The following is a 23,113-nucleotide window of genomic DNA, read 5'->3' on the forward strand; positions in this document are numbered from 1 at the left end:
CCACTCGGGTAGACATGGGGGCATGAAGGCATGCGTACCCGCGATAGGTTTGGCATTTGTCCTGCTCGCAGCGGGATGCAGCGACCACCGCGACACCACCGACCCGCGTGACCCCGACCGGGTCCACGTCGCCGCCGCGCAGCGCGGCGACCGCGACGCGGCGAAGCTGACGCTCGTGAGCGGCGCGACGACCGTCACGGCCCGCGCGGAGGATCTGGGCGACGATCTCTACCGGATCAGTACGCCGGACAACTCCCAGCTCACCCCGGATGTCGTCGAGTCCGGCGACCGTTACGAGGTGCACCTCACCAGCACCGGCAACAGTGGACCGGCCGCCGTGGAGATCCTGCTCAACCGCGATGTCCGCTGGGATCTGCGCTTCGCCGGTGGCGCCACCGAGACGCTCGTCGACATGGGCGCCGGGCATCTGTCCGCAGTGGACTTCTCGGCCGGCTCCAGCCGGATCGAGACGATCCTGCCCAAGCCCGACGGCGCCGTGACGGTGCGGATGGCCGGTGGCGCGTCGGAGTTCCTGGTCAAGGCACCGCAGGGCATTCCGGTGCGGGTGACCGCCGGCGGCGGTGCCGGGAGCGTGACGGTCGACGGGGTCCGGCGATCGGGCGTCGCCGGCGGAACGGTCATCGCACCGGCCGGATGGCCCGAGTCCGACCCGCGCTACGACGTGGACGCGGTGGCCGGTGTCTCCTCCCTCACGGTGAGCCGCACCTGAGATCTTGAGCGGCTTCCGTCGTCAACCCGCTCAAGGTCCCGGCGTGGTCAGTAGCCGACGAGGCGGTGCAGGCGGGTGAACGACTCGGCGAACCCCAGCGCGGGCCACGCCCTCGACGAGAGCAGGTTGGTCACCCGCCAGTCGGTGACATAGCTGCTGAACCCGGACTCCGCCGACCACAGGCCCACCGCCTCCCCCAGCGCCCGTCCCACGCCCAAGCCGCGTGCCTGCGGAAAGACCGCCGCAAACCCGAGGAAGCCGGCGTTGTCGGGCCGGGCGAGCGTGGTGTGCGCGCCCGACTTCGCCAGCGAGCAGCCGATCGCCGACCCGACCACCCGGCCCTCGTGCTCGGCGACGAAGGTCGCGAAGTCGGTGTCGTCGAAATCGTCCTCCCAGCTCTTCAGCGTCTCGGCCAGCTCCGGCACCCGGGCCGCCGAGAAGGTCGGCACGAGCGACTGGTGCTGCGCCAGGACGAGGTCGAGCTCGGCGAGGAGCGGGATGTCCGCGCGCTCCGCCCTGCGGATCACGACGCGGGGTGCCCTGACCTCGTCGGGAGTCGGCAGGGCGCGCAGGCCGTGGCAGTGCTGGTGGCCGAAGCCGAGCCGGAACCAGGACCGGACCAGCTCGGTGTCGCTCGCCGGGGCCAGCACGTAATGCGCGGTGCGCCCCTCGGCCACCCAGCGCTCGGCGGCGAACGCGTAGAGGTCGCGGATGTCCTCGGCGTAGGTGACCGCCTGACCGGCCGCCTCGACCCACACGTTGGGGCCCCAGGACGGGGCGGCTTTGGGGGCACCGAGGAGGAACCCGACGACGTCGGTCCCCCGGACGGCGAGCGCGCCGGAGGCGTCCGGCTGGGCCAGCGCCTCGGCGAGCACGGTGGCGGTGGCGTCGGGTTCGGCGTACACCGGGGATAGTAAGGGCTGGTCACGGCGGTGCGCGCGGTGGCGGCGGGCCAGCAGGATCGCGGCGTCGGGGATGTCGGCGGCGGTGAGCGACCGCACCTGCAGGCGAGACATACCGCCACCCTAGGCAGCGCGCGCACTGTCAGGCATCTCGATTTCCGCGACGGTCAGGCCCGGGCGCTCGTCGTCCCAGGCCATCGAACTGATGCGCCAGCCGAGCGGGGTCAGTACGCACTGAGTGGAGATCATCCCGGCGCCCGCGAACGGCACACCGTCGAGGACCCCGCGCTTGGCGTAGGCGCTGAACCGGTGCGCGACCTGCCCGAAGACCTCGGTCCTGGCGGCCGTCTCGACCTCCTCGAACTCGGTCAGCGCGCCCGAGTCGACCGTCGCCTGTCGGGGTTCGATGAACTGCGCGACCGTGGTGACCTCTGGTGCGGGGCCGCTGTTGCGGATCAGCAGTCCTTCGGGGAGGAAGAGGTCGTGGATCCGGCCATAGCCGGGTCGCTCGCCACGGCGGAAGGAGACGGCGGCGAGAAACGCACCGAGCAGTTCTGCGAGTTCGTCATGCACCACGGCCCATGTGTACCGGAGATCCCCGGCCTGGCGCCACGCAATTCGCGCCGATGCGATCAGCCCGAGCCGTTTCCGGTTCGGGCTGATGCGCATGGAGATCACCTGGTGGAGACGCGAGGACTTGAACCCCCATCTTCCGCTCAGCACGAGTGCTGCGCGGCTGCTCTACCAATTGAGCTACGTCCCCCTTGGCTTGCTAACACCATCCTGGGGGAACGCTGCCCATCACCGCAGCCGAACGGCGAAATCAGCTAGAGCATCGACAGGTGCACGTGATTCGTGTGCGTCCCCGCGGGCCCGCCCTTGCCGCTGTAGGCGCGCCACCCGAGCCCGGGCATCCAGATCCGCCTGTACCAGATCACATACATCACGCCCAGCCGACTGGCGTTCTTGATGTAGAACGACGCCAGCTTGTCCCCGTAGAGCCGATCGGCCCCGGTGGCGTCCTTGTTCTCGAAGCCGTTCGTCGCCGCCGCCCAGTCGCAGGCGCGGCCCTTCGGGTGCTCCCCGGATCCGCTCGGTCGGTAGCAGGAGACGTAGTGCGTGAACATCTTCTTGCCCGACGAGTCGACCGCGGCCTTGGTCTGGTTGTATGCCCACGCGGTCCGCGGCGTGATGCAGTGCGACGTCGTCGGGTCGTTGACCGTGCAGCTCTCCTTGGGCCAGCTGCCGTCGGAGTTGCGCGGGGCCGGCTTCGCGGCGGGCGACTTGGGGTCGATCAGGCCGTAGACCCTGGTCCCGCCGGTCTTGCCCAGCGCCAGCTCGGCCGCCTTCTTCCGCTTGGACATCTCGGCGACCTGCGCGGCCTGGGTCTTCACCTCGGCGTCGATCGCCGACTTGGAGCCGGCGATGTCGGCCTGGACCCGCATGAGGCTGGCGAGGGTGCCGTTCTCCCGCTGGGCCATCGTCTCGATCAGCATGGCGCGGTTGAGGAAGTCGTCGGGCGAGCCTGCGGCGAGCATCGCCCCGAGGGTGCCGAGTCGACCGTTCTGGTAGGCGATGGTGGCGACTTCGGCGATCTCGGCGCGCAACGGCCCGAGTTCCTTCTCCACCTCGGCGAGCCTGGCCGTGATCTCCTTCTGCTTCTTCTGCGAGCTCTCCAGCGCCGCTTCGGCCTCGAGGTATCCGCGAGCGGCGGACTCGAGGTTCTTCGTGAGCACCGGCGAGTGACCCTCGTCGTCGGGTTCGGCGCTCGCCGGATCGGGGAGCGCGACCGCCAGGTAGAGGGCAGCGAGAATAGCGGTGGCTAAGGTCAACCAGCGCCGCGAGAGTGGCGACAGCGTCACGGGTGGGGGTCCTTCCGTAGGCCGCCGCACAGATTACCCCACGATGCTGTGGTACGCGTCCCACCCAAATAGTTGACACTGACTAATCAGGCCCGGATAGTTAATCCTGACTAAGAGATGAGGATGTCGTGGCGAAGAGGCGCACCGTGGCCAATCCGCTCGCGCTGGCGGTCCTGGCGGAGATGCTCGTCGAGCCGTTGCACCCCTATGAGATGGGGCGGCGGCTCAAGGAGCACGGCAAGGATCGCAACATCAAATACAACCGCAGCTCGCTCTACATGGTGGTGGAGCAGCTGGTCAAAGCCGGTTTCATCAGCCAGCAGGAGACCGTGCGGGACACCCAGCGGCCGGAGCGCACCGTCTATGCGATCACGGATGACGGGCGTCGCGAGTTCTTCGACTGGATGCGGGAGCTGGTGGCGACGCCTCAGCAGGCGTACCCCCCGTTTGGGGTCGCTCTGTCGCTGCTGAGCGTGCTGCCGCCGGCGGAGGCGGGCGAATTGCTCACCGCGCGCCTCGCGGCGCTCGGCGCCGAGATCGACGCGATCCGCGCGGGGATCACGGCCGCGACCGGCGACGGCCTCGCCTGGGTCTTCCTCGTCGAGGAGGAGTACGCCCTGGCGCTGCTCGAAGCCGAGCACCGCTTCGTCACCGGCCTCATCTCGTCACTCCAGGAGCCGGACTATGTCCGCGCGTGGCACGAGATATTCGGGAGCATGACATGACTGCAGCCAGGACAGCGCTGATCATCGGTGGTGGCATCGCCGGACCGGTGACGGCGCTCGCGCTCCGCAGGGCCGGCATCGAGGCGACGGTCTACGAGGCATACGGCAGCTCGTCCGAGGGGATCGGCGGCATTCTCATGATCGCGCCGAACGGGCTCGATGCCCTCCGGCTGCTCGGGCTGGCGGAGGCGGTGGCGGAGATCGGCCAGCCGATGGCCGGAATGGCGATCGTGGACGCGACCAACGGCAAGACGATCATGAGCTTCGACGGGCTGCCGGGCCAGCCGCCGAGCCGGACGGTGTGGCGGTCCGACCTCTTCCGGGTGCTGCACGACCGCGCGGCGGCCGAGGGCATCCCGATCGAGTACGGCAAGCGGCTGGTCGGGATCGACGAGTCGCCGACGGGGGTGACCGCCCGGTTCGCCGACGGCACCACCGCGAGCGCCGACATCCTGATCGGTGCCGACGGGATCCGCTCCACGGTCCGCTCGGTGATCGACCCCGCCGCCCCGAGCCCGAGATATGTCGGCCTGCAGTCCTTCGCCGGGCACGGACCGGCGGGCGGCGAACCGGGCCCGATGCACTTCGCCCAGGGCAAACGCGCGTTCCTCGGGTACTGGACCTTCCCCGACGGGCGGATCGGGTGGTTCAGCAACGTGCCCTATGCCGAGCCGCTGACGATGGCGCAGGCCCGCCAGATTCCCGCTGCCGAGTGGCTGAAGCTGCTGCGTGAGATGCACGCCGACGACATCCCGGCCCGCGACCTGATCGCGCCGACCACCGCCGAGGAGCTCTACGTCTTCGGCCCGACCGAGATCATGCCGAGCGTGCCGCGCTGGTACCGCGACCGGCTGGTGCTCGTCGGGGACTCCGCGCACGCGCCGTCGTCGAGCTCGGGGCAGGGTGCCTCGCTCGCCGTGGAGAGCGCCGTCCAGCTCGCCCGGTGCCTGCGGGACCTGCCTGACCTGCCGAGCGCCTTCGCGGCGTACGAGCGGCTGCGCCGACCCCGGGTGCAGAAGGTCGCCGCCTTCGCCGCCCGGCAGAACGACCGCAAGGCGTCCGGGCCGGTGGCGCGGGCGGTCATGGGCGTGGTGATGCCGCTCATGATGAAGACAATCTTCACGCCGGAGCGGATGTTCGGCTGGATGCACGGTTACCGCATCGACTGGGACGAGACCGTCACCGCGTAACGGCCATTTTGGGCAATTCATCCCTTTAGGTGACTCGGCCTGCCTAGGCTGACCTCCGTAGCGAAGCACCAGCATGGACCAGCTGATGGTCCACACGGGACAGCGAGGAGTCAGAACATGAAGGCAAGGTTGCTCCGCAGGATCGGGCAGGGTGTGGCCGTCACGGCCGTCTCGCTCGCCGCCATGGCCATGCTGGCCCCGGCCGCACAGGCGGCACCGTCACCCGACCGCCACGGCACCGCTCAGACCGAGTCGCTTCTCGGCGGCAACGGCGGCCTGCTCGGGGGCGGCAACGGCGGCCTGTTCGGGGGCGGCAACGGCTGGCACGACAACGACGGCATCCTCGGCGACCTGCTCGACAGCCTGCTCGGCGGCCGGGACGACTGCGGCCTGCTCGACGGGCTGCTCGGCGGCTGCCACCGCTGGCACTGATCGACCGGCACGGGCGCACCGTCTCCTGTCCATCCAGGACGGTGCGCCCAGCCGTGGCCTGTCACGTTTTGCAGCAACGCGTGGCCATTTTCGCGTGTGAGGCCACGCTTTGCTGCAAAGCGTGACACGCGCGCAGGCCGGCCGCGACGAAGCGCGCAGGCGGACCCGCGCCGAAACGCGCGAAAGCCTGCGCCGCGCCGCGCTGGAAATGCCGGCGGGTGGTGCTCATGCCGCCTCCGCCCGGCGCAGCAGGAGTGCGGTGTTGTGCCCGCCCAGCCTGAAGGAGATCGAGGCACCGGCCTAGGCCGTGCCGCCCGGCACCGGTCCGAAGGCCAGGTCGGGCGGGGCGAGCGCACGGTCCACGTTGAGCGTGTCGAAGACCTCGCCGCGCTGCACCGCGAGCGCGGTCGCCGCGACGTCGAGCGCGCTCGCTGCACCGAGGGTGTGGCCGTAGACGGGCTTCGTCGACAGGAGCGGCACGTTTCGTGCCCCTCTCCGGGAACCCCCCGAGATATTTGCGGGCGTCGAATTCGCCGATCCGGCCCATCGGGAGCGGCTCGCCGGGCTGCGCCGGGTTCGGCTGCAGAGTGAGCTGCGACGACCCCGAACACAACTGTCCCCAGAGGACAGCAGCGGTGTCGCAGCCCGCCAGCAGGACACCGATTCCAGTGATCACAACGTTGTGCACCGGCCACCTCCCGACTCGCATTACGCGAGGTGAGTTCACCGTAGGTAATGCTGATCACTGCGCGCCTACTCGCGTGGTGGCCCATGAACGTGGTTTCCGTACCCCAACATTCAAGGTCCCCGAGCACAACCCCCGGAAGAGTGACGCAGGGGTACCGTTGTGATGCCTACGATAGATCGAGATGCGCTTACGGACAGTGACCATGTTCCGGGCCGGAGGTATGCGTGTCAGCTGACACACCACACCTGACTCCCGGCCGCCGCCTTGCCCTTCGAAGAATCCAACGTGGAATGTCCCGCCGCACCCTCGCCGAGCTCATCGGCCGCAGCGAGGAGTGGCTGCGCCTGATCGAGACCGGCGCGCGGCCGCTCGACAGCGTGCAGGCTGTCGTCCGGCTGGCGGAGGTGCTGCGGCTGCGCGACCCGGCCGAGCTGCTCGACGGTTTTCCGCCACGGCAGCGGACCCCGATCCAGCTCGGCACCGAGGACCCGTGGGACGAGCTGCGGACGGCGGCCGTGGAGCCGCCGCAGGCGGGATCCGTGGCGACGATCGGGGTCGACGATCTCTGGCACCAGTGGCGGTTCTGCAGCCGCCGCAGCACCACCCTTCGGCAGGAGCTGCCGATCCGGCTGGCGGAGCTGCGTTCGGCGTGGCAGGACCGGACCGGTGACGAGGCGCTCGCGGCCTCCCTCATCGACGCATACCACCTGGCCCGGTCGATGGTCGGCGGCAGCGAGCCCGGCCTCGCGCTGCTCGTCGCCGACCGAGCCGTGGCCCTCGCCGAACGCGACGCGCCGCTGCGCCGGGCCGCCGCGGCCCGCAACCTCGCCATGGCCCTGCTGCAGACCGGTGATTACGCCCGAGCGCTGCGGCTCGCCCAGACGGTCGCCGCGTCGATCGGCGACCGGCCGCCCGCCGACCGGCCGGAGCTGCTGCTCTGGGGTTCGCTGCAGAGCATCGCCGCGAAGGCCGCGGCCCGCCGCAACGACATCGAGAACACCCGGCGGCTGCTCGCGGCGGCGGCCGACGCCGCAGCGCGGGCCGCCTTTGACGACGCGCACCACAACGTCTGGTTCGGACCGTCCGACCTGCACCTCACCCGGATGAGCACGGCGATCAACCTGGGTCAGCTCCAGGAGATCCCGGTGCTCGCGGCGGAGGCCGAGTTCAGCGACGGCTACCCGCCGACGCTTCAGGCCGCCTACTACGTGATGCTCGCCTACGTCTATGCGCGGCGGCACGATGCGGCGGCTGCGGCGATGGCGCTCGACCGCGTGGAGCAGCTCTGCGCCGACGAGATCACCGACAACGCGACCGTCACGCGTACGCTCCACCTGCTGCTGCAGCACCAGCCCGTACCGGCCGAGATCCGCCGGCTCGCCCGCCTGGCCGGCATCCTGTAGGACTCCTGTCACCAATATGAGACATCTACGGCAAATAGGCACAGAAGTCGGTAAGGTCGGGGCATCTGGCAAACCCGGGGCCGAGCCGAGAGGTGCTGCCGATGAGCATCGTGATCACGGCGTGCGAGCAGTCCACCTGGGCCGGCGACGGCCAGGCGACGATAGCCGCGATCTTCGAGGGCCGACCCTCCCGCAGCTCCGCGCCGCCCGCGCTGCCGGGACTCTGGCTCACCAGGTGCGTCCGGGTCGCCGCCGACCGGGCCGGCCTCGACCTCTCCTCCGACCGCGTCATGGTGATCGCGAGCTGCGGCCTGCGGGACCTCATCGAGGACGAGGCGGGCGAGGAGGTCCACGCGGCCGAGGCCCGCTTCGCCACCGCCGTCCACGACGCACTCCCCCAGATCCGCACGGCGGTCACCATCACCGCCGAGAGGGCCGCCACCGGCGGGAGCATCGCCCTCGCCTGCGAGCTGCTCCAGCTCGGCCAGGCGGACGCGGTCGTCGTCATCGGCTGCGACACTCCGGCCGGCGCGGCCCGGTCCACGACCGGCGGCCACCTTCCGCCGATCCTCGGTCCCGGCGGCGCGGTCGTGGTGCTGACGACCCGCGCAGCCGCCCGGTCACTGGGGCGGCACGTGCTCGGCCACGTGCTCGGGGTCGGCCTCTCGGCCGACGTGCCGACGGCGTTCGATCCGGCCGCGATCGCGAGCACGATCTCCGTCGCCCACCTGCGCGCCGGGGTCGATCCGGCCGAGGTCGACCTGGTCGTCGCGGACAGCCCCACCACCTCGCTCGACTTCCGCCACGAGGCCTCCGGCCTGGCCAGGGTCTTCGCGGAGAACCAGCCGGGCCCGCTCGTCACCACGATCGCGGGCGCGCTCGACCAGACGCCGGGCGGCGCGCCGCTGCACAGTGTCGCGGTCGCACTGCACTCGCTGCAGTCGGGTTGGGTCCCGCCCGCCGCCGGGCCGCCGCCGGTCACCGCCACGAAGATCAACCTCGTTCTGGGTACGCCATCCGAGCGCACCGTCAGAATCGCCCAGGTCAACGCGCTGGGAGCCGCGGGCACGAGCGCATTCGTGGTGCTCGGCTCCCGAGCCCGATAATCATTCATCGCCCTATGAATTCAGCAAATGATGTACCGTTGCCCCCATGGAGACCATGACCGGCACCGCCGCCGCCACGCACGGGCAGGTGCTCGCCCGCTTCGGGCACGCCCTCTCCGACCCGACCCGGGCTCGGCTGCTGCTGGCGCTGCGTGAGGGGCCCGCCTACCCGGCCGACCTCGCCGACCTGCTCGGGGTGACCCGGCAGAACCTCTCCAACCACCTCGCCTGCCTGCGCGGATGCGGCCTCGTCGTCGCCGTCCCCGAGGGCCGCCGCTCCCGCTACGAGCTCGCCGACGCCCGGCTCTCCCACGCCATCGGCGACCTGCTCGGCGTGGTGCTCGCCGTCGATCCGGCAGTCTGCCCTGCCGACGAGGTGGACTGTTGATGGACGCATTCGGCTGCGACGATGGAATCCGCACCGGCGGAGGGATCCCGGCATGAGCGAGAAGCACAGCGAGCACGACCACGACCACGGCGGTGGGGCGCACGCGCACGGCGTCAACCCCGACGCCGACCGGCGCTGGCTGACGATCGCGCTGGCCCTGATCCTCGGCTTCATGGCCGTCGAGGTCACCGTCGGCGTCATCGCGCAGTCGCTGGCCCTCATCTCCGACGCCGCGCACATGCTCACCGACGCCGTCTCGATCATCCTGGCCCTGATCGCGATCCGGCTCGCCGCGCGGCCCGCCCGCGGCACCTACACCTATGGGCTCAAGCGGGCCGAGATCCTCTCCGCCCAGGCCAACGGGCTGAGCCTGCTGCTGCTCGGCGGCTGGCTCGCCTACGAGGCGATCACCCGGCTCTTCGCTCCGCCCGAGGTCGCCGGCGGCCTGGTGCTCGCCACCGCGCTCGCCGGGATCGTCGTCAACATCGGCGCCGCCTGGGCGCTGAGCCGGGCCAACCGGAGCAGCCTCAACGTCGAGGGCGCCTTCCAGCACATCCTCAACGACCTCTACGCCTTCATCGCCACCGCGGTCGCCGGTGCGGTCATGCTCTTCACCGGCTTCGCCCGGGCCGACGCGATCGCCTCGCTCATCGTCGTCGCGCTCATGGTCACGGCCGGCATCGGACTGCTGCGCGACTCCGGCCGGATCCTGCTGGAGGCCGCACCCGCCGGGATCGACCCCGACGCGATCGCCGACGAGCTGCTCTCCCAGCCGCACGTCGTGGAGGTCCACGACCTGCACATCTGGGTCATCACCTCCAACCAGCCCGCGCTCTCCGCACACGTGCTCGTCGAACCCGGCGCCGACTGCCACGCCGTGCGGGTCGACCTGCAGACCCTGCTCAGCACCGGCCACCACCTCAACCACGCCACCCTGCAGGTCGATCACGCCGACGACGACCTGCACCAGATCTCGTCCCGCGACGCCCTGAGCGGCCACTGCGCCGACCCGCACGGACCCGTCCACCGGAGCAGCCCGCACCGGCACTGACTGCGTGCAACCTCGACGTCAGAACCCTGCGTCGTGCGGTGGAATGGACAACCACACTGCATGGGGAGGCGAGCGTGACGAGGTCCGATGAGGACGAGTTCCATGCCTACGTCGCGGTTCGGATGGACCGGTGGCGCCGGACCGCCTATCTGCTCAGCCGCGACTGGCATACCGCCGACGACCTGGTCGCGGTCACCATCGGAAAGATCTATCGGCACTGGAAGCGGGTCTCCCAGGCCGACAACCCCGACGCCTACGCCCAGCGCATCCTCACCCGGTCCTGGCTCGACGAGCAGCGCCGACCGTGGCGGCGGCGGGAGAACAGCCAGGCCCGACTACCGGAGACGGAGCTGCCGCCCACCGATGACATCAGCGATCGCGACAGCCTCGATCAGCTGCTCGCCTCGCTCGGGCCACGGCAGCGGGCCGTGGTCGTGCTGCGCTACTACCTCGATCACTCGGTCGAGGAGACCGCCGAGATCCTCGGCATCTCGACCGGCACCGTGAAGAGCCAATCCGCGCGCGGTCTGCAGACCCTCCGCATCGCCGCGACCGAGCAGGGGGCATGAGATGACGCAGCGACTCTTCGACGAGGTCATCGGTACCGTGCCGGCACCCGCCCTCGATGTCCACGCGATCGTCCGACGGCAGCGCCGGGCACGCCGCGTCCGCCGGATCCTCGGCGGCGGTGCCGGTGCGCTGGCCCTCGCCGGGGCGCTGGCGCTGGGGAGCGCGCTGGTGGGCGTACACCCGGATGGGGTTGATCCGCAGCCGGCCGCGACGCCGTCGCGGGTCGTGCCCACCGACGGGTTCGCGCTGCAGCTCGGCACCCGGGACCAGCGGCAGGCGACCGCCGACCGGCTCGGCGCCGAGCTGGACCGGGCCATGCGGGCGCAGGCATCCGGTGTCGGCTGGATCTTCGAGCCGGACTATCTCGGCGAGCCGATGGGGCCCGATGGGCGACAGCCGGTCTTCACCGTCGAGGAGAGCGGCGGCGAAAACTGGATCCAGGCCTCGTCCGGGGTGGCCCGTGGCAGCGGCAAGGGCAGCCTGCAGGTCAACATCTCCTCCGCGTTGTGCCGCAGCCCCGGCTCGACCCAGCCGCCGCAGTCCAGCTTCGCCGAGGTGGTGCCCTGCGATCCGCCGATGATCTGCGAGGGCCGCCTTCCCTGCACGGCGGGCACCACACCGGGCGGGCTGCCGTTCACGCTCGTCGAGCAGCGGGAGACCTTCGAGAACCACCCCATGGTGATGTTCAGCGCCGCCGTCCGCCTGGATTCCGGGCTGCGCCTGACGCTGGTCGTCAGCGCCGACTGGGGCGTCGACACGTCGTCGGTCTACGCGGCCGAACCGCCGCTCACCTCGGCGCAGGCCCTCGCCGTCGCCGCGACGATCGCCGACAAGATCATCTCGTAGTTTGCCGCCGGCGGTTCATGGGTATCCATGCCACACAGGACCCATGAACCGCCCGCCCCCGGCGGGCCCCGGAGGCATAAAATGATCATTCTCGGTCTACTTCTACTGCTCGGCGCCGCCGGCCTGTCCATCGCGGCGATCGTGGCCAACCAGGATGCATTCGCCGCGTCCGCCGGAACCCTGGAACTCTTCGGATACTCCGCCCAGCTCACGATCGGGGAGGTCTTCCTCATCGGCACCGGCGCCGGTGTGGTCGGACTCATCGGGCTGCTGATGCTCTTCAGCGGGATGGGACGCAGCGCTCGGCGCCGGTCGGCCACCCGCCGGGAGCTCGCCGCGCAGCGGGCCGAGATGCGGGAGCTGCAGCGAAAGAACGAGCTGGCCGAGTCCAGCCTGGAGAGCCAGCGGACCGCTGATGTCCGCGACCCGGACCTCGATCGGGACGAGGTTCGGTCCGCTCGGTAACATCCCCATCGACCACGTCAGGGGTCGGCCCGTCCAGGGGCCGACCCCTGACGTCTTTGCGAGGGGACCGCTGGCGGGCCCCTCGGTATCGCGCAAGATCGCGTTTTTTCCCGGAAACAAGCCCTACGGGCCCGCTTCGAGGGGCTTGTTTCCGGGAAGCACGATCTTGCGTGTCGGTAGGGGCAGTTTCCCGGAACGAGCGCGATCACCGCGCCGACGCGACCCCGAGCAGCGCGGGACGCGGTGCCACCTCTGCCCCCGACCAGGCCCGGGCGCCTACTCGCCGAGCTCTTGATCGTGCCGCGACCACGCGGCGGGAGAAAACTTGCCGGAATGGCAAGAAGGTTTGCGGGTAACGCCGCTGCCGGTGCATGGTGGTCGTGGAGGTGGTCACCATGACCCATCAGCACGGACACCACGGACAGCACGCTCACGACGAGCAGATCGTCTACACACAGGAGTTCTGGGACGAGCGTTACCGCAGCGCCGACCGGATCTGGAGCGGCAACCCCAACCCGCACCTCGTCACCACCGTCACCGGCCTCACGCCGGGCACCGCGCTCGATGTCGGCTGCGGCGAGGGCGCCGACGCCATCTGGCTCGCCGCCGCCGGGTGGCAGGTCACGGCGTTCGACGTGTCGGCGGTCGCGCTGGAGCGAGCCGCTCGGCAGGCCGTCGAGGCGGGCACCGAGACCGCGGACCGGATCACCTGGCAGCGCACCGACCTCCTCACCTGGGAGCCGGGCGAGGAACAGTACGACCTGGTCTCGGCCCAGTTCATCCACCTGCCCCAGGCGGAGCTCGCGAAGCTGCACCGGCAGCTCGCCGCAGCCGTACGCCCCGGCGGGACGCTGCTCATCGTCGGCCACCACCCGTCGGACCTGGAGACGTCGATGGGTCGGCCGCGGCTGCCGGAGCTGATGTTCACCGCCGAGGATGCAGCGGTGCGGCTCGACCAGGACGAGTGGAAGGTCGTCGCCGCCGACTCCCGCTCCCGCGAGACCGTGGACCCCGACGGGCAGCCGGTCACGATCAGCGACGCCGTGCTGCACGCCGTGCGCCGCTAGTCGGTCTCCCAGGCGTGCAGGGCCACCGGGGCGGTGCCCGTGGTGAGCAGGCCCAGCACGGCGGTGTTGTAAGTCTCCAGCGGCTGCGGCGGCGCGACCGGGTCTGCCCAGGTCACGCCGTCGCACTTGGTCGGCTCGGCATTGTGGGCCACCCCGTGGCGGGCCGGGTCGTAGTCGGCGGCGAACGCGAAGCCGACCCTCGGCACGTCGCTGCCCCGGGTGTGCACAACACCGACCGCGCGCAGGTCGGCCGGGGTGAGCGTCACGCCGACCTCCTCCAGCGCCTCCCGGCACACGGCGGAGACGACATCCTCGTCACGCTCGACCTTGCCGGCCGGCAGGTTCCACTGGCCGCCCGCGTAGAGGTGGGCGGCGCGGCGGCCGAAGAGCACCCGGCCGTCGGCGGCGCGCAGGATCAGGAAGACATCGACCGCCGCGAGCTGGGTCATCGTCCCTCGCGCAGGGCGGCCCGGGCGTCCATCAGGGCGAACCCGAGCAGGTTGAGACCGCGCCACCGCGCCGGATCGCCGACCGCCGGGTGGGTGGCACCGATCCCGATGCCCCAGATCCGGTCCAGCGGGCTCGCCTCGACCAGGATCCGCTCCCCCGTCCCGAGCAGGTATGCCCGCAGCGCCTCGTCGGCGGCGAACTTCCTGATGCTGCCCTCGACGACGATCGCCGAGCGCTGTGCCTCCCAGGTGGCCTGGACGAAGCCGCGCACCTCACGGCCGAGCTGCTTCGCCTCCTGGGGATGGTCCACGGTGAAGACCCGGTCGGCGACCTCGTGATCGCCGAAGAGCTCCGCCTTGCGCCACATCATGTAGTGCTCGGCGGTGGCGAAGGTGCGGCCGTCGACGGTGAACGGCGACGGCCACCACTGGCTCAGGCAACCGGCGCCCACGCTGCCGTCGGCCTGCGGCTGGTGGCCCCAGAACGGCAGGTATTTCAGCCGAGCGCCGGTCGCGGCGAGCTTGACGAGTTCGGAGACGTCCCGGGGATGCATTGCTGCATTCTGCCCGGGACGTCCGACATTCGCCTGTGCATATACCGCCGCGGGTCAGATGCCGCCGCTGAAGGTGTCGCAGGCCTTACCGTCACCGGTGGTGTAACCCTTGGTCAGCCAGCTCTTGCGCTGCTCGGCCGTACCGTGGGTGAACTTCGACTCGTCGACCCGGCCGCCGCTCTGCTCCTGGATCTTGTCGTCGCCGATCGCACCGGCCGCCTCGATCGCCTGGTCCATGTCGGCCTGGGTCAGCGACTTGAAGATCGCGTTGCCCTTGGCGTCCTTCGTCTCGGTGGCGTGCTTGGCCCACACCCCGGCGAAGCAGTCCGCCTGCAGCTCCATGCGGACCGAGAGGGCGTTCGCCGAGCTCGGATCGCGCTCGGACTGCCGCTGCACGTCGGCGGCGGTGCCGAGCAGGTTCTGCATGTGGTGGCCGTACTCGTGGGCCAGGACGTAGGGCTGGGCGAACTGGCCCTTCGCGCCGAACCTCGTCGCCAGCTCGTCGTAGAAGGTCAGGTCGATGTAGACCTGCTCGTCCGGCGGGCAGTAGAACGGACCGACACCGCTGTCGGCCTGGCCGCAGCCGGTGTTCACGGCGTTGCTGAAGAAGACCGTGTCGACGGTCTTGTACTGCTTGCCGAAGGTCTCCGGCGCCGCCTTGCGCCAGTACGCCTGGATCGAGTTGATGTAGAGCGCGTTACGGCACTCCGCGTTGTCCAATCGGTTGGGATTGGATGTCGCACAGGTCTGGTCGACATCACCCGCACCGCTGTCGCCGTCCATCAGCTTCGGGCCGAGGAACGTGCCCGCCAGGGTGAGCCCGATGACGATCAACGTCCCGATCAGGCCTCCGCCCACCGGGATCGGGAATTTGCCGCCACCGAGGCCGCCGAGGCCGCCACCGGAGCCACGCTGGTCCGTGACCTGACTGGTATCGATCTCCGCGTTCTCGTTCAGTGTCATGCCAACCGAATTACCCATTGAGCGCGTCCCGCAATCAGGGGGCTCGACCGGGAGGAGGGATCGATGGCGTGGGACGTGATCGTCGTGGGTACCAGGGTCGCCGGGGCGGCCACCGCGATGCTGCTGGCCCGGCGGGGGCTGCGGGTGCTCGCGGTCGACCGGGTCGCCTTCCCCAGCGACACGGTCTCGTCGCACCAGATCCAGGTCCCTGGGGTCGCGCTCCTGCATCGGTGGGGGCTGCTTGATCGGGTACGCCAGACCGGCGCGCCGCCCACCCGGCACGTGCGCTTCGACTCCGGTGACGTCGTGCTGGCGGGATCGTTCCCGGCCTACCAGGGCGTGGACGCGTTGTACAGCCCTCGGCGTACCCACCTGGATGCCCTGCTGATCGACGCGGCCCGCAGCGCGGGAGCGGAGGTCCGGGACCGCTTCCGCGTCGCCGACCTGGTCTGGTCGGGCGGGCGGGTGACCGGCGTGCGCGGGTGGGACCGGGGCGGCGCGGCGATGACCGAGACCGCGACGCTGGTGATCGGGGCCGACGGGAAGCGGTCGTTCGTCGCCGAGGCGGTCGGCGCGCGGCGCTACCGGGAACGGCCGGTGCGGGCGTTCGCCAGCTACGGCTACTGGTCCGGGCTGCCGATGGAGACCGGGGAGGTCTACCAGCGGCCCGGGCGGGCGGTCGCCGCCTTCCCGACCAGCGACGAGCTGACGATGGTCTACGTCTCGGCGCCGATCGCGGAGTTCGAGGCGGCGCGGGGCGACCTCGACCGGCACTACCTCGCGACCCTGGACGGCTGCGGTGACCTCGGCGAACGAGTTCGCGGAGCCGTGCGTGCCGAGCGGCTGCGCACCACGCCCGACCAGCCGAACACCTTCCGGCGCTCGCACGGGCCGGGGTGGGCGCTCGTCGGGGACGCCGGTGTCGTGATGGACTCGATCTCCGCGCAGGGGATCACCAACGCGTTCCGCGACGCCGAACTGCTCAGCGACGCCGTCGCGGCCGGGCTGGACGGCGGGTCGCTCGATCGGGCGCTCGCCGGGCACCAGCGGCGGCGGGACCGGGCGATCCGGCCGATGTTCGACTTCACGATGGGGCTGGCCGGGTTCGCACCGCGCGGGATCGAACGGGCGCTGCTGCGGTCGCTCGGCGGGCGGCAGGGCGAGATCGACCGGTTCCTGGGGGCGTTCGCGGGCAGCGTGACCGGCTACTTCACCCCGGTCAACGTGGCCCGGGTGATCGGCGTGCGCGGGCTGCTCCGCCTCGCTGCTCTTGAGGTTCGCCGCGAGCATCGCCCGGTCGAGGCCGGGCAAAGGACCAACTCTTGAAGAGTCGGTCCTAGGAGTGTCCGCCCGACGAACGGCAGGCCGTCGTTCCGGTGGCTCGGATGACCCTGCCGAAGGCGACCGTGGCGATCGCCTCGACGCAGCCGGGGCCGGTGAGCAGCAGGTCGCCGTAGGTCTGCTCCAGTCTCGGGAACTCGAAGACCGAGCGCATGCCGTCGGCCGGGCGGTGTGAGGTCACCGTCACCGCGATCGGCTGATCCGTGATGGGGGCGAGCAGCGGTTCGAACCTCGGCCACGCGGCCCGGCAGCTCGGGGAGTAGCGCAGGCTGACCAGGCCTACCTGCGTACCGGCCGGGACGTGGGCCGCGCCCAGGACGGCCGCCGCGGCCGTGACCACCGGCGCGCTGGCGATCGTGACCGCGTCGCCGACACAGCCGGCCGCCTTCGGGTCGTTGCCGTCCCAGGTGGACGGTGCCGGTGCTCCGGCGCGGCCCGGATCGGCGATGCCGCGCTCGACGGATCCGCCGGTGAGCGCGATGAGCAGCCCGGTCGCGACGACGAGCAGCACCCCGCGGGTCCGGCCGTGGCCGCGAATCCCGGTCTCCGGCGGCTCCGTCGAGGTCGGCGGAGCCGGTGCCGCGCGTTCGACGAGCGCACGACTGTGCAGATCGCCGAGGCGCCCGTCGCTGTCGGCGAGCAGCGTCTCGCACTCGCGCAGGATGTCGCGGGGCGGGATGCGCCGCCCCGCCTCGTAATCGGCGATGTTGCTGTGCGCGCTGAGCCCGAGCAGCCGGGTGAAGGCACGCTGGGAGAGCCCGCGCTCGCGGCGCAGCCGCCGCAGCTCGGCACCGAGTGCCACCGCGGCCTCTCGCCCCTCGCTCATACATTCAACACTATCAATGATATGTCGGTCGGCAAGTGTTCGGCGTTTGTTCGGCGGCCCCGGCCGGGCGGTCGGGGATCGGGAAGCCTGCTGGAAGGCGGATTCCCCCGCACACACCCCACCGGAGGAAACATGCTTCGAACCAGACAGGCCATGCTGGGCATCGCCCTGCTGGCGGTGACGATCTCGATGCTGCCCGCGTCGGCGGTCGCCGAGCCCGCACCCACCGCACGCTCGCTGGAGCAGATCGTCGCCGACGCCGTCGTGGCACGCGTCGGCAGGTCCACCACCGAGATCGCCGCCGCCGGGCGGACCCTGCGTACCGACGTCCAGCGCACCGACGCCACCGGCGCGTGGGCGTTCGGGGTCGGCATGCTCCAGGCGCCCGCCAAGCCGGGCGAATACCCCGCCGCCTGGCTCTTCCTGGCGCAACGGCAGCAGACAGGCTGGTCGGTGGCGCTGGAGAGCACCCAGGAGTTCCTGGACCTCGCCGCGAAGGCACCCGCCACCGTCTTCAGCGCGCAGGAGCGGAGCACCTTCGAGTCCGCCTGGCGGGCCGGCCGGTCGGGCCTGCTGGCGCTCTCCAACAACACCGGGCTGCGGCTGCCCTACGCCGTCGGCGCGACCTGGACCATGGGCGGCGGCCCGCACGGCTGGGGCGGCTCGGAGAGCCCCTTCAGCTCGGTCGACCTCAGCGGCGGTGACGGCATCGTCCGGGCGGCCGGAGCGGGCAGCGTCTACACGATGTGCGCGGACAGCTCCAACGGCGGCACCGCCGGCGGCTGGCGCCGCGTCTACCACGCCAGCGGCTACACCACCGACTACTACCACCTGTGGAACCTCACCGGGCTCGGTGCCAGCGTCAACGAGGGCGACGCCCTCGGCAACATCGGCGTGAACCTCTGCGCCGGCGGCTCGGCCTCCGGCCCGCACGTGCACTGGGGCATCCTGTCCGGCACCACCCGGGTCGCGTGGCACTGGCGCTCCGCGGGCAAGTGGGTCTTCTGGGCGGGTGCGGCATACGGCGGGTACGCCCTGCACGGCAGCACGCAGGCGAATGTCGGCACCGGCCTCTACAACTACGGCGCGCTCGGCCTCAACCAGGGCATCATCGACGCCTGGGGCAGCGGCACGATCAACAAGCGGTCCGGCCCCGGCACGGGCTACGGAATCGTCGGCTCCGTCGCCGACGGCACCACGGTGACGATCTCCTGCTGGCGCGCGGGCACCTCGGTCGGCGGCCGCTGGGGTACGACCACCACCTGGGACAAGCTCTCCGACGGCACGTGGATCAGCGATGCCCTGATCTACACCGGCGTGGGCACGATCGGTCCGAACTGCTAGCGACCGTTCCGCATCGCGCGCCCGACCGCGTTCATGGGACCAACTCTTCAAGAGTTGGTCCCATGACAGCTGCGCACGTGCGGAGGCGCGGACCCGTGGCCGGTCCGGATCGGGCTGTGCTTGGATACGTGCGTGGGACCGGACGTGACGAACATCGATGAAATTGGCACGCGCGGCTTCGGCGTGACGAGCAACCGCTCCGTCTGCCTGGAGTGCTTGAGAGACAGGGGCCTGATCCGGGAGACGAGCCGGCTGATCACCGAGCGGAGCTGCTCCTTCTGCGGCCGGACCGCCGCCGCGCACGAGCCGCCGATCGCCGCCGACTTCAACGCCTTCATGCGAGTCGTCATGGCCGGTGTCTACTTCGTCTACAACCACGCCGGCAACGAGGGTGTGCCCCGCAACCACGGCGACTGGGTCGGCGCGCCGATCTTCGACTCCGAGGACGTGATCGAGGACGTCTGCGGCAACGCCGTCAACGACGACGTGCTCGAAGCGATCATGGAGGCCGTGGGCTGGGAGGACTGGACCCACCGCCGCTTCCAGCAGCTCCGCCCGGACCAGGCGATGCGCCTGGGCTGGACCGAGTTCTGCCGCAAGGTCAAGCACGAGGCCCGCTTCGTCTTCATGTCGATCCCGCAGGAGCCGTCCTACAAGCCGGACAGCTTCACCGCCACGGAGTTCCTGACGAAGTTCGTCGACATCATCGCCACGACCGGGGTGCTGCTCCCGGTGCCCGCCGGGCGGGTCTTCTGGCGCGGCCGGCTCATCGACAGCACGCGGCCGCCCGCCTACTCCGCGGCGGCGCTCGGGTCGCCGCCGGCCGAGACAGCGTCGGCCAACCGGATGAGCCCCGCCGGGATCTCCATGTTCTACGGCAGCGACGACGTGGAGACCGCCGTCGCCGAGATCGGCGCGCACAGCACCAAGAGGTACGCCGCCGTCGGCGCCTTCGAGACCGTCCGGCCCCTCACGCTGCTCAACCTCGCCGCCCTGCCCGAGGTACCGAGCCTGTTCGACAGCGTGCCCCGCGCCAACTACTACGACCTGCGCTTCCTGCACGCCTTCGCCGAGGACCTGCGCAAACCCGTGGTCCTCGACGGCCGCGAGCACATCGAGTACGTTCCCACCCAGGTCGTCACCGAATACCTCCGCTGGATCTCGACCGAGCAGATCGACGGCATCCTCTTCCGCAGCGCGCAGACCGACGGCATGTCCTGCGTCATCTTCTGCGACGCCACCGGCTGTGCCGATCCGGGCCGGGAGAACGAGTCGACCTACCTCAGCTACATGCCCGGCACCGGGCGCGTCGTCAAGGTCGTCCCGCACGCGATCGAGCTGTAGGGTCGCTCCTCATGACTGACACCACCGGCCTCGACCCGCTGAAGCTGTTCGAGTATGACCACAAGCCCGGCCACTTCTCCCTGCTCCTGACCGATTCCTCGATGATCGCGTCGACGGAGGCCTTCGAGGCCGCGGGCTTCGAGGGCGGCGGCTACAGCTGGGCCGGCGTGGCCAAGACCGCGATCGAGGTGCACGCGCCGCACCTCGACGGCCGGATGGGCTTCGACCCGGAGGCGGGGATGTTCGTCGCCTACGGCACGGATCCCGAGGCGCTGCGCGAGCTGGGCCTGCTGCTGCGCAGGGCGCTGGGCGAGCCGGAGTTCCTGGCCGAGCTGATCGCCGCCGGCGACCCGGCGGCGTTCGACTGACCCTGAATTTTAATGCTGGACACGCCGTAGCAAGCGCAACAAAAGTCAGGATCAACTCGGGCGCCCGAGTTGATCCTGATTTTTGTTGCAGGATTCGCGGCGTGTCCAGCATTAAAATTCAGGGGGGAGCAGCGCGATCAGGCCGTCCGCCAGACCACCGCGCCAGCAGGCGTAATCGTGGCCGCCGTTGTACTCCGCATAGGTCACGTCATAACCCTTCGCCACCAGGACGTCGCGGAAGTGGCGGTTCAGGTCGCGCAGGAGCCACTCGATGTAGCCGGTCTCCAGATAGAAGCGCGCCGTCGTCCGCTCCGACCGTGCGTAGTCGCGGATCAGCGCACCCGCCTCGACGTCGAACTCGGATCCGCCGGGCCACCAGAAGGAGCCGCTCTGGCTGAGGATGAGCCCGAACCGGTCCGACGCGTGCAGTCCGGCGTAGGCGGCCATCAGCCCGCCGAAGCTCTGACCGGCGAGAACGGTCCTGGCCGGATCGCGGGTGAGGTTCAGCTCGGCGTGACCCCACGGCAGCAGCTCCTCGACGAGGAAGCGCAGGAACGTGGCGTGATCGGTGAGCTCGACCTGCCGGGTGGCGCTGTCGATCGCGTCGACCATCAGGATCACCGACGGCGGGATGCGCCCCTCGGCGATCAGATTGTCCACTGTGGGCGCGGCACCGACGGTGATCCAGTCGTCGCCGTCGAGCAGGACGATCAGCGGCAGCGGCACGCCCGCCGGGTCGTAGCCGGGCGGGGTGTATACCCAGATCTTGCGGGTGGAGCCGAAGATCTGCCCGGTGTGCAGGTGCTCGGTGACGACGCCGTGGGCCGAGCCGGGACGCGGCTGCCACCAGGACTGCGGCGGTGCGTCGGGCAGCTCCAGGACGGAGCTCGGGCCGGGGTTGCCGAAGACCGCGCCGAAGGAGGCCGGGTTGGTGGCGTCGGCGACCCCGGCGGCGATCAGCCCATGCCATCCGTCGTCGTCGAACCGGTGGCCGCGCAGCAGACCGTCGCGGGAGGGGCAGAACTGGTAGGCCGACCGGAAGTCGGCCCGCAGCCGCAGGGTGAGCCGCCACTGCCCGTCGCCGCAGTCGGTCATCAGGTAGGGACCGAGGTCACCGTCGTAGTGTGCCTTGTCCCCCAGGGTGATCAGCCGTACGAAGACGTCCCGTGCCGGCCGGTCCGGTTCGGTGTCGAGCCACTCGAGGGTGACCTGTCGATAGCGGGGGTCGTCGTCCGGATCGATCAGCATGGGGGGTTCCTCCCAGGCGCACTCACGGTTGCGAGCCTCAGACAGTAGCCATTGCACTACTTAATGTCATCCCGCGTGAGAGAAGCACCAAAAGGGGAAAATCCCCTAGATCCTCCACCTCGTCATCGCCACCGGCACCGGCGCGGTCGGCGCGAGGACCTCGGCCCGGGGCGGACGGCGGCGCAGGCGCACGGCGTACCCGGAATCGTTGGGCCACAGGTCCGCGAGCCGCCAGCCGGTGCCGTCGAGGACTCCCAGCAGCTCATCGGGGGTGAGCAGCCAGCGGTCGTGCCACTCGGAGACGACGGCGCCGTCGCGCAGCCGGACCCGCACCCGGCCGGGCGCCCGATCCGCCGATCCTGACGGGACCGGCTCGGCGCAGTCGCCGAGGATCTGGGCGCCGGGCCGGGCGTGCCAGGCGAGGGCCGCCAGCATCCGACGCGCCTGCTCGGGATTGCCCAGCCGGGACAGCCCTCCACCGAGCAGCAGAAACGTGTCGAAGCGGCCGAGCCCGGCCGGCGGGTCCTGCAGGCTGCCCTCGACCACCGCGACGCCCCGGTTGCGGGCGACCGCGGCCGCGCCGGGCGACTCCTCCAGGCCGACCACGTCCATCCCGCGCCGCTGCAGCCAGCGCGCCCGGCTGCCCGCCGCGCAACCGACGTCGAGTACGCGGCCGTCGGCGTGGGCGAGCACCGTCCGCAGCGCCGGCGTGGTCGCCGCCAGATCGGCGAAGTAGACAGCGGCGTCGATGGAGCTCTGGTGGCCGTCGTCCCGTTCGCTCACCTCGAAGGCGTGTCCCGGCAGGCCCCCTCGGGCATGGCAGACCGCGACGACCTGCCCGAAGACATCCCCGATCACGGTGGCCCGACCGGTGCTCGGGCCCGCGCGAAGGGCGCCGGTGTTGGCGCTCATGCGAAGACCACCCGGCTGACGCGCCACTGCAGCCGCAGCTCGGCCTGGCGGATCGCGGCGCCCACGGAGACCCGCGCCAGCAGTGCGGCGGGGTGCGGCTCGCCGTGATCGCGGCGGCGGAACAGGTGCGGCGCGTGCCCGTTGAGCACGTCACGGACGATCGACTCGAAGACCTCGGCGTCGACCGGGCTGCGGCGCTCGCAGGGCAGCGGGCAGCGGTAGACCCGCATTCCGGCCTCGAAGTCCGGCACGAGCTGCGTGTCGCAGAGCCGGCACCAGGCGATGTCCATCAGGGAAAACAGGGGCGACATCACAGTCATGATCAGATCCCGTTCGTCG

28 protein-coding genes and 1 tRNA gene are annotated in these 23,113 nt (G+C 70.8%); 16 read left to right on the top strand and 13 right to left on the bottom strand.

Translation table 11 applies throughout. The features are described 5' to 3' along the window. Positions 1 to 49: 49 nt before the first annotated feature. Positions 50 to 730, top strand: coding sequence for a hypothetical protein (locus F4553_RS11250; RefSeq protein WP_184835192.1), 681 nt, complete (start codon positions 50 to 52; stop codon positions 728 to 730). A gap of 47 nt (positions 731 to 777) precedes the next feature. Here the strand turns inward: F4553_RS11250 and F4553_RS11255 are convergent, their stop codons facing one another. The 4 genes from F4553_RS11255 to F4553_RS11270 all read right to left on the bottom strand — a co-directional run bounded on the left by F4553_RS11255 (position 778) and on the right by F4553_RS11270 (position 3,494). Continuing rightward, entirely contained in the window at positions 778 to 1,746 is a 969-nt protein-coding gene (locus F4553_RS11255; RefSeq protein ID WP_184835194.1) for a GNAT family N-acetyltransferase, read from the bottom strand. Positions 1,747 to 1,755: 9 nt separating this feature from the next. Continuing rightward, the gene (locus tag F4553_RS11260; RefSeq protein WP_184835197.1) at positions 1,756 to 2,208 is read right to left on the bottom strand and encodes a hypothetical protein; all 453 of its coding nucleotides are present in this window, start codon (positions 2,206 to 2,208) and stop codon (positions 1,756 to 1,758) included. Between the two features lie 103 nt (positions 2,209 to 2,311). Continuing rightward, positions 2,312 to 2,395 (bottom strand) — tRNA-Thr (locus F4553_RS11265). A gap of 64 nt (positions 2,396 to 2,459) precedes the next feature. After that, positions 2,460 to 3,494, bottom strand: a complete 1,035-nt coding sequence (locus tag F4553_RS11270) for a coiled-coil domain-containing protein (RefSeq protein WP_312875160.1) — start codon at positions 3,492 to 3,494, stop codon at positions 2,460 to 2,462. A 128-nt stretch (positions 3,495 to 3,622) separates the two neighbouring features. On the opposite strand from F4553_RS11270, the gene F4553_RS11275 reads away from it, so the two are divergent. The 3 genes from F4553_RS11275 to F4553_RS11285 all read left to right on the top strand — a co-directional run bounded on the left by F4553_RS11275 (position 3,623) and on the right by F4553_RS11285 (position 5,841). Further along, positions 3,623 to 4,219, top strand: a complete 597-nt coding sequence (locus F4553_RS11275; RefSeq protein WP_184835198.1) for a PadR family transcriptional regulator — start codon at positions 3,623 to 3,625, stop codon at positions 4,217 to 4,219. Next, a complete protein-coding gene (locus tag F4553_RS11280) occupies positions 4,216 to 5,409 on the top strand; it encodes an FAD-dependent oxidoreductase (RefSeq protein ID WP_184835200.1) in 1,194 nt (397 codons plus the stop codon). The genes F4553_RS11275 and F4553_RS11280 overlap by 4 nt, the downstream gene beginning before the upstream one ends. 117 nt (positions 5,410 to 5,526) lie before the next feature. Beyond that, complete coding sequence (locus tag F4553_RS11285) at positions 5,527 to 5,841, top strand: hypothetical protein (RefSeq protein ID WP_184835202.1); 315 nt, start codon at positions 5,527 to 5,529, stop codon at positions 5,839 to 5,841. A gap of 61 nt (positions 5,842 to 5,902) precedes the next feature. Here the strand turns inward: F4553_RS11285 and F4553_RS11290 are convergent, their stop codons facing one another. Then, the gene (locus tag F4553_RS11290) at positions 5,903 to 6,070 is read right to left on the bottom strand and encodes a hypothetical protein (RefSeq protein ID WP_184835204.1); all 168 of its coding nucleotides are present in this window, start codon (positions 6,068 to 6,070) and stop codon (positions 5,903 to 5,905) included. Positions 6,071 to 6,141: 71 nt separating this feature from the next. Then, positions 6,142 to 6,501, bottom strand: a complete 360-nt coding sequence (locus F4553_RS41825; RefSeq protein ID WP_312875161.1) for a hypothetical protein — start codon at positions 6,499 to 6,501, stop codon at positions 6,142 to 6,144. A 252-nt stretch (positions 6,502 to 6,753) separates the two neighbouring features. On the opposite strand from F4553_RS41825, the gene F4553_RS11300 reads away from it, so the two are divergent. The 8 genes from F4553_RS11300 (at position 6,754) to F4553_RS11335 (ending at position 13,425) form a co-directional block, all read left to right on the top strand. Then, the gene (locus F4553_RS11300; protein WP_312875162.1) at positions 6,754 to 7,932 is read left to right on the top strand and encodes a helix-turn-helix domain-containing protein; all 1,179 of its coding nucleotides are present in this window, start codon (positions 6,754 to 6,756) and stop codon (positions 7,930 to 7,932) included. A gap of 101 nt (positions 7,933 to 8,033) precedes the next feature. Then, on the top strand, positions 8,034 to 9,038 hold the full coding sequence (locus F4553_RS11305) for a beta-ketoacyl-[acyl-carrier-protein] synthase family protein (protein WP_184835210.1): 1,005 nt from the start codon (positions 8,034 to 8,036) through the stop codon (positions 9,036 to 9,038). A gap of 55 nt (positions 9,039 to 9,093) precedes the next feature. Continuing rightward, positions 9,094 to 9,426: an ArsR/SmtB family transcription factor gene (locus tag F4553_RS11310; protein ID WP_376776259.1), complete on the top strand. Its 333-nt coding sequence runs from the start codon at positions 9,094 to 9,096 to the stop codon at positions 9,424 to 9,426. Positions 9,427 to 9,478: 52 nt separating this feature from the next. Continuing rightward, positions 9,479 to 10,477, top strand: a complete 999-nt coding sequence (locus F4553_RS11315) for a cation diffusion facilitator family transporter (RefSeq protein ID WP_184835214.1) — start codon at positions 9,479 to 9,481, stop codon at positions 10,475 to 10,477. 74 nt (positions 10,478 to 10,551) lie between these two features. Further along, positions 10,552 to 11,046: a SigE family RNA polymerase sigma factor gene (locus F4553_RS11320; protein WP_184835216.1), complete on the top strand. Its 495-nt coding sequence runs from the start codon at positions 10,552 to 10,554 to the stop codon at positions 11,044 to 11,046. Between the two features lies 1 nt (position 11,047). Next, on the top strand, positions 11,048 to 11,893 hold the full coding sequence (locus tag F4553_RS11325) for a hypothetical protein (protein WP_184835218.1): 846 nt from the start codon (positions 11,048 to 11,050) through the stop codon (positions 11,891 to 11,893). Between the two features lie 81 nt (positions 11,894 to 11,974). Beyond that, complete coding sequence (locus F4553_RS11330; protein WP_184835220.1) at positions 11,975 to 12,358, top strand: hypothetical protein; 384 nt, start codon at positions 11,975 to 11,977, stop codon at positions 12,356 to 12,358. A gap of 395 nt (positions 12,359 to 12,753) precedes the next feature. After that, the gene (locus F4553_RS11335) at positions 12,754 to 13,425 is read left to right on the top strand and encodes a class I SAM-dependent methyltransferase (protein WP_184835222.1); all 672 of its coding nucleotides are present in this window, start codon (positions 12,754 to 12,756) and stop codon (positions 13,423 to 13,425) included. Here F4553_RS11335 and F4553_RS11340 read toward each other — a convergent pair. From F4553_RS11340 to ypfJ, 3 genes are read right to left on the bottom strand one after another with little or no spacing between them, the layout of a single operon-like run. Next, the gene (locus F4553_RS11340) at positions 13,422 to 13,874 is read right to left on the bottom strand and encodes an NUDIX domain-containing protein (protein ID WP_184835224.1); all 453 of its coding nucleotides are present in this window, start codon (positions 13,872 to 13,874) and stop codon (positions 13,422 to 13,424) included. The two genes, F4553_RS11335 and F4553_RS11340, sit on opposite strands and share 4 nt — an antisense overlap. Continuing rightward, a complete protein-coding gene (ybiA, locus tag F4553_RS11345; protein WP_184835226.1) occupies positions 13,871 to 14,428 on the bottom strand; it encodes a riboflavin biosynthesis intermediates N-glycosidase in 558 nt (185 codons plus the stop codon). Before ybiA ends, F4553_RS11340 begins: the two co-directional genes overlap by 4 nt. A 54-nt stretch (positions 14,429 to 14,482) precedes the next feature. After that, positions 14,483 to 15,391, bottom strand: a complete 909-nt coding sequence (ypfJ, locus tag F4553_RS11350) for a KPN_02809 family neutral zinc metallopeptidase (RefSeq protein ID WP_184835228.1) — start codon at positions 15,389 to 15,391, stop codon at positions 14,483 to 14,485. 63 nt (positions 15,392 to 15,454) lie between these two features. On the opposite strand from ypfJ, the gene F4553_RS11355 reads away from it, so the two are divergent. After that, the gene (locus tag F4553_RS11355) at positions 15,455 to 16,717 is read left to right on the top strand and encodes an FAD-dependent oxidoreductase (RefSeq protein ID WP_184835230.1); all 1,263 of its coding nucleotides are present in this window, start codon (positions 15,455 to 15,457) and stop codon (positions 16,715 to 16,717) included. Between the two features lie 10 nt (positions 16,718 to 16,727). On the opposite strand, the gene F4553_RS11360 is transcribed toward F4553_RS11355, so the two are convergent. After that, on the bottom strand, positions 16,728 to 17,558 hold the full coding sequence (locus F4553_RS11360) for a helix-turn-helix domain-containing protein (protein ID WP_184835232.1): 831 nt from the start codon (positions 17,556 to 17,558) through the stop codon (positions 16,728 to 16,730). A 132-nt stretch (positions 17,559 to 17,690) separates the two neighbouring features. Between F4553_RS11360 and F4553_RS11365 the strand changes: the two genes are divergently transcribed. The 3 genes from F4553_RS11365 (at position 17,691) to F4553_RS11375 (ending at position 20,614) form a co-directional block, all read left to right on the top strand. Further along, on the top strand, positions 17,691 to 18,902 hold the full coding sequence (locus F4553_RS11365; protein WP_246466284.1) for a peptidoglycan DD-metalloendopeptidase family protein: 1,212 nt from the start codon (positions 17,691 to 17,693) through the stop codon (positions 18,900 to 18,902). 144 nt (positions 18,903 to 19,046) lie between these two features. Next, positions 19,047 to 20,246: a HEPN-associated N-terminal domain-containing protein gene (locus F4553_RS11370; protein WP_184835234.1), complete on the top strand. Its 1,200-nt coding sequence runs from the start codon at positions 19,047 to 19,049 to the stop codon at positions 20,244 to 20,246. An 11-nt stretch (positions 20,247 to 20,257) separates the two neighbouring features. After that, the gene (locus tag F4553_RS11375; protein ID WP_184835236.1) at positions 20,258 to 20,614 is read left to right on the top strand and encodes an Imm51 family immunity protein; all 357 of its coding nucleotides are present in this window, start codon (positions 20,258 to 20,260) and stop codon (positions 20,612 to 20,614) included. 111 nt (positions 20,615 to 20,725) lie between these two features. Here F4553_RS11375 and fes read toward each other — a convergent pair whose 3' ends face one another. The 3 genes from fes to F4553_RS11390 all read right to left on the bottom strand — a co-directional run bounded on the left by fes (position 20,726) and on the right by F4553_RS11390 (position 23,085). Continuing rightward, entirely contained in the window at positions 20,726 to 21,862 is a 1,137-nt protein-coding gene (fes, locus tag F4553_RS11380) for an enterochelin esterase (protein WP_184835238.1), read from the bottom strand. A gap of 105 nt (positions 21,863 to 21,967) precedes the next feature. Further along, a complete protein-coding gene (locus tag F4553_RS11385) occupies positions 21,968 to 22,774 on the bottom strand; it encodes a class I SAM-dependent methyltransferase (RefSeq protein WP_184835240.1) in 807 nt (268 codons plus the stop codon). Further along, complete coding sequence (locus F4553_RS11390; protein WP_184835242.1) at positions 22,771 to 23,085, bottom strand: hypothetical protein; 315 nt, start codon at positions 23,083 to 23,085, stop codon at positions 22,771 to 22,773. Before F4553_RS11390 ends, F4553_RS11385 begins: the two co-directional genes overlap by 4 nt. Positions 23,086 to 23,113 lie beyond the last annotated feature (28 nt).

Source organism: Allocatelliglobosispora scoriae (genome assembly GCF_014204945.1).
In the GTDB taxonomy this organism is placed as follows: domain Bacteria; phylum Actinomycetota; class Actinomycetes; order Mycobacteriales; family Micromonosporaceae; genus Allocatelliglobosispora; species Allocatelliglobosispora scoriae.

What these genes read in the sequence shown, in the direction of transcription:
- F4553_RS11355 (WP_184835230.1), top strand. Translation starts at nt 15,455, where the DNA reads ATGGCGTGGGACGTGATCGTCGTGGGTACCAGGGTCGCCGGGGCGGCC.
- F4553_RS11290 (WP_184835204.1), bottom strand. Translation starts at nt 6,070, where the DNA reads ATGAGCACCACCCGCCGGCATTTCCAGCGCGGCGCGGCGCAGGCTTTC.
- fes (WP_184835238.1), bottom strand. Translation starts at nt 21,862, where the DNA reads ATGCTGATCGATCCGGACGACGACCCCCGCTATCGACAGGTCACCCTC.
- F4553_RS11325 (WP_184835218.1), top strand. Translation starts at nt 11,048, where the DNA reads ATGACGCAGCGACTCTTCGACGAGGTCATCGGTACCGTGCCGGCACCC.
- F4553_RS11390 (WP_184835242.1), bottom strand. Translation starts at nt 23,085, where the DNA reads ATGTCGCCCCTGTTTTCCCTGATGGACATCGCCTGGTGCCGGCTCTGC.
- F4553_RS11360 (WP_184835232.1), bottom strand. Translation starts at nt 17,558, where the DNA reads ATGAGCGAGGGGCGAGAGGCCGCGGTGGCACTCGGTGCCGAGCTGCGG.
- F4553_RS11340 (WP_184835224.1), bottom strand. Translation starts at nt 13,874, where the DNA reads ATGACCCAGCTCGCGGCGGTCGATGTCTTCCTGATCCTGCGCGCCGCC.
- F4553_RS11305 (WP_184835210.1), top strand. Translation starts at nt 8,034, where the DNA reads ATGAGCATCGTGATCACGGCGTGCGAGCAGTCCACCTGGGCCGGCGAC.
- F4553_RS11385 (WP_184835240.1), bottom strand. Translation starts at nt 22,774, where the DNA reads ATGAGCGCCAACACCGGCGCCCTTCGCGCGGGCCCGAGCACCGGTCGG.
- F4553_RS11365 (WP_246466284.1), top strand. Translation starts at nt 17,691, where the DNA reads ATGCTTCGAACCAGACAGGCCATGCTGGGCATCGCCCTGCTGGCGGTG.
- F4553_RS11255 (WP_184835194.1), bottom strand. Translation starts at nt 1,746, where the DNA reads ATGTCTCGCCTGCAGGTGCGGTCGCTCACCGCCGCCGACATCCCCGAC.
- F4553_RS11285 (WP_184835202.1), top strand. Translation starts at nt 5,527, where the DNA reads ATGAAGGCAAGGTTGCTCCGCAGGATCGGGCAGGGTGTGGCCGTCACG.
- ypfJ (WP_184835228.1), bottom strand. Translation starts at nt 15,391, where the DNA reads ATGACACTGAACGAGAACGCGGAGATCGATACCAGTCAGGTCACGGAC.
- F4553_RS11335 (WP_184835222.1), top strand. Translation starts at nt 12,754, where the DNA reads ATGACCCATCAGCACGGACACCACGGACAGCACGCTCACGACGAGCAG.
- F4553_RS11315 (WP_184835214.1), top strand. Translation starts at nt 9,479, where the DNA reads ATGAGCGAGAAGCACAGCGAGCACGACCACGACCACGGCGGTGGGGCG.
- F4553_RS11280 (WP_184835200.1), top strand. Translation starts at nt 4,216, where the DNA reads ATGACTGCAGCCAGGACAGCGCTGATCATCGGTGGTGGCATCGCCGGA.
- ybiA (WP_184835226.1), bottom strand. Translation starts at nt 14,428, where the DNA reads ATGCATCCCCGGGACGTCTCCGAACTCGTCAAGCTCGCCGCGACCGGC.
- F4553_RS11330 (WP_184835220.1), top strand. Translation starts at nt 11,975, where the DNA reads ATGATCATTCTCGGTCTACTTCTACTGCTCGGCGCCGCCGGCCTGTCC.
- F4553_RS11375 (WP_184835236.1), top strand. Translation starts at nt 20,258, where the DNA reads ATGACTGACACCACCGGCCTCGACCCGCTGAAGCTGTTCGAGTATGAC.
- F4553_RS11310 (WP_376776259.1), top strand. Translation starts at nt 9,094, where the DNA reads ATGACCGGCACCGCCGCCGCCACGCACGGGCAGGTGCTCGCCCGCTTC.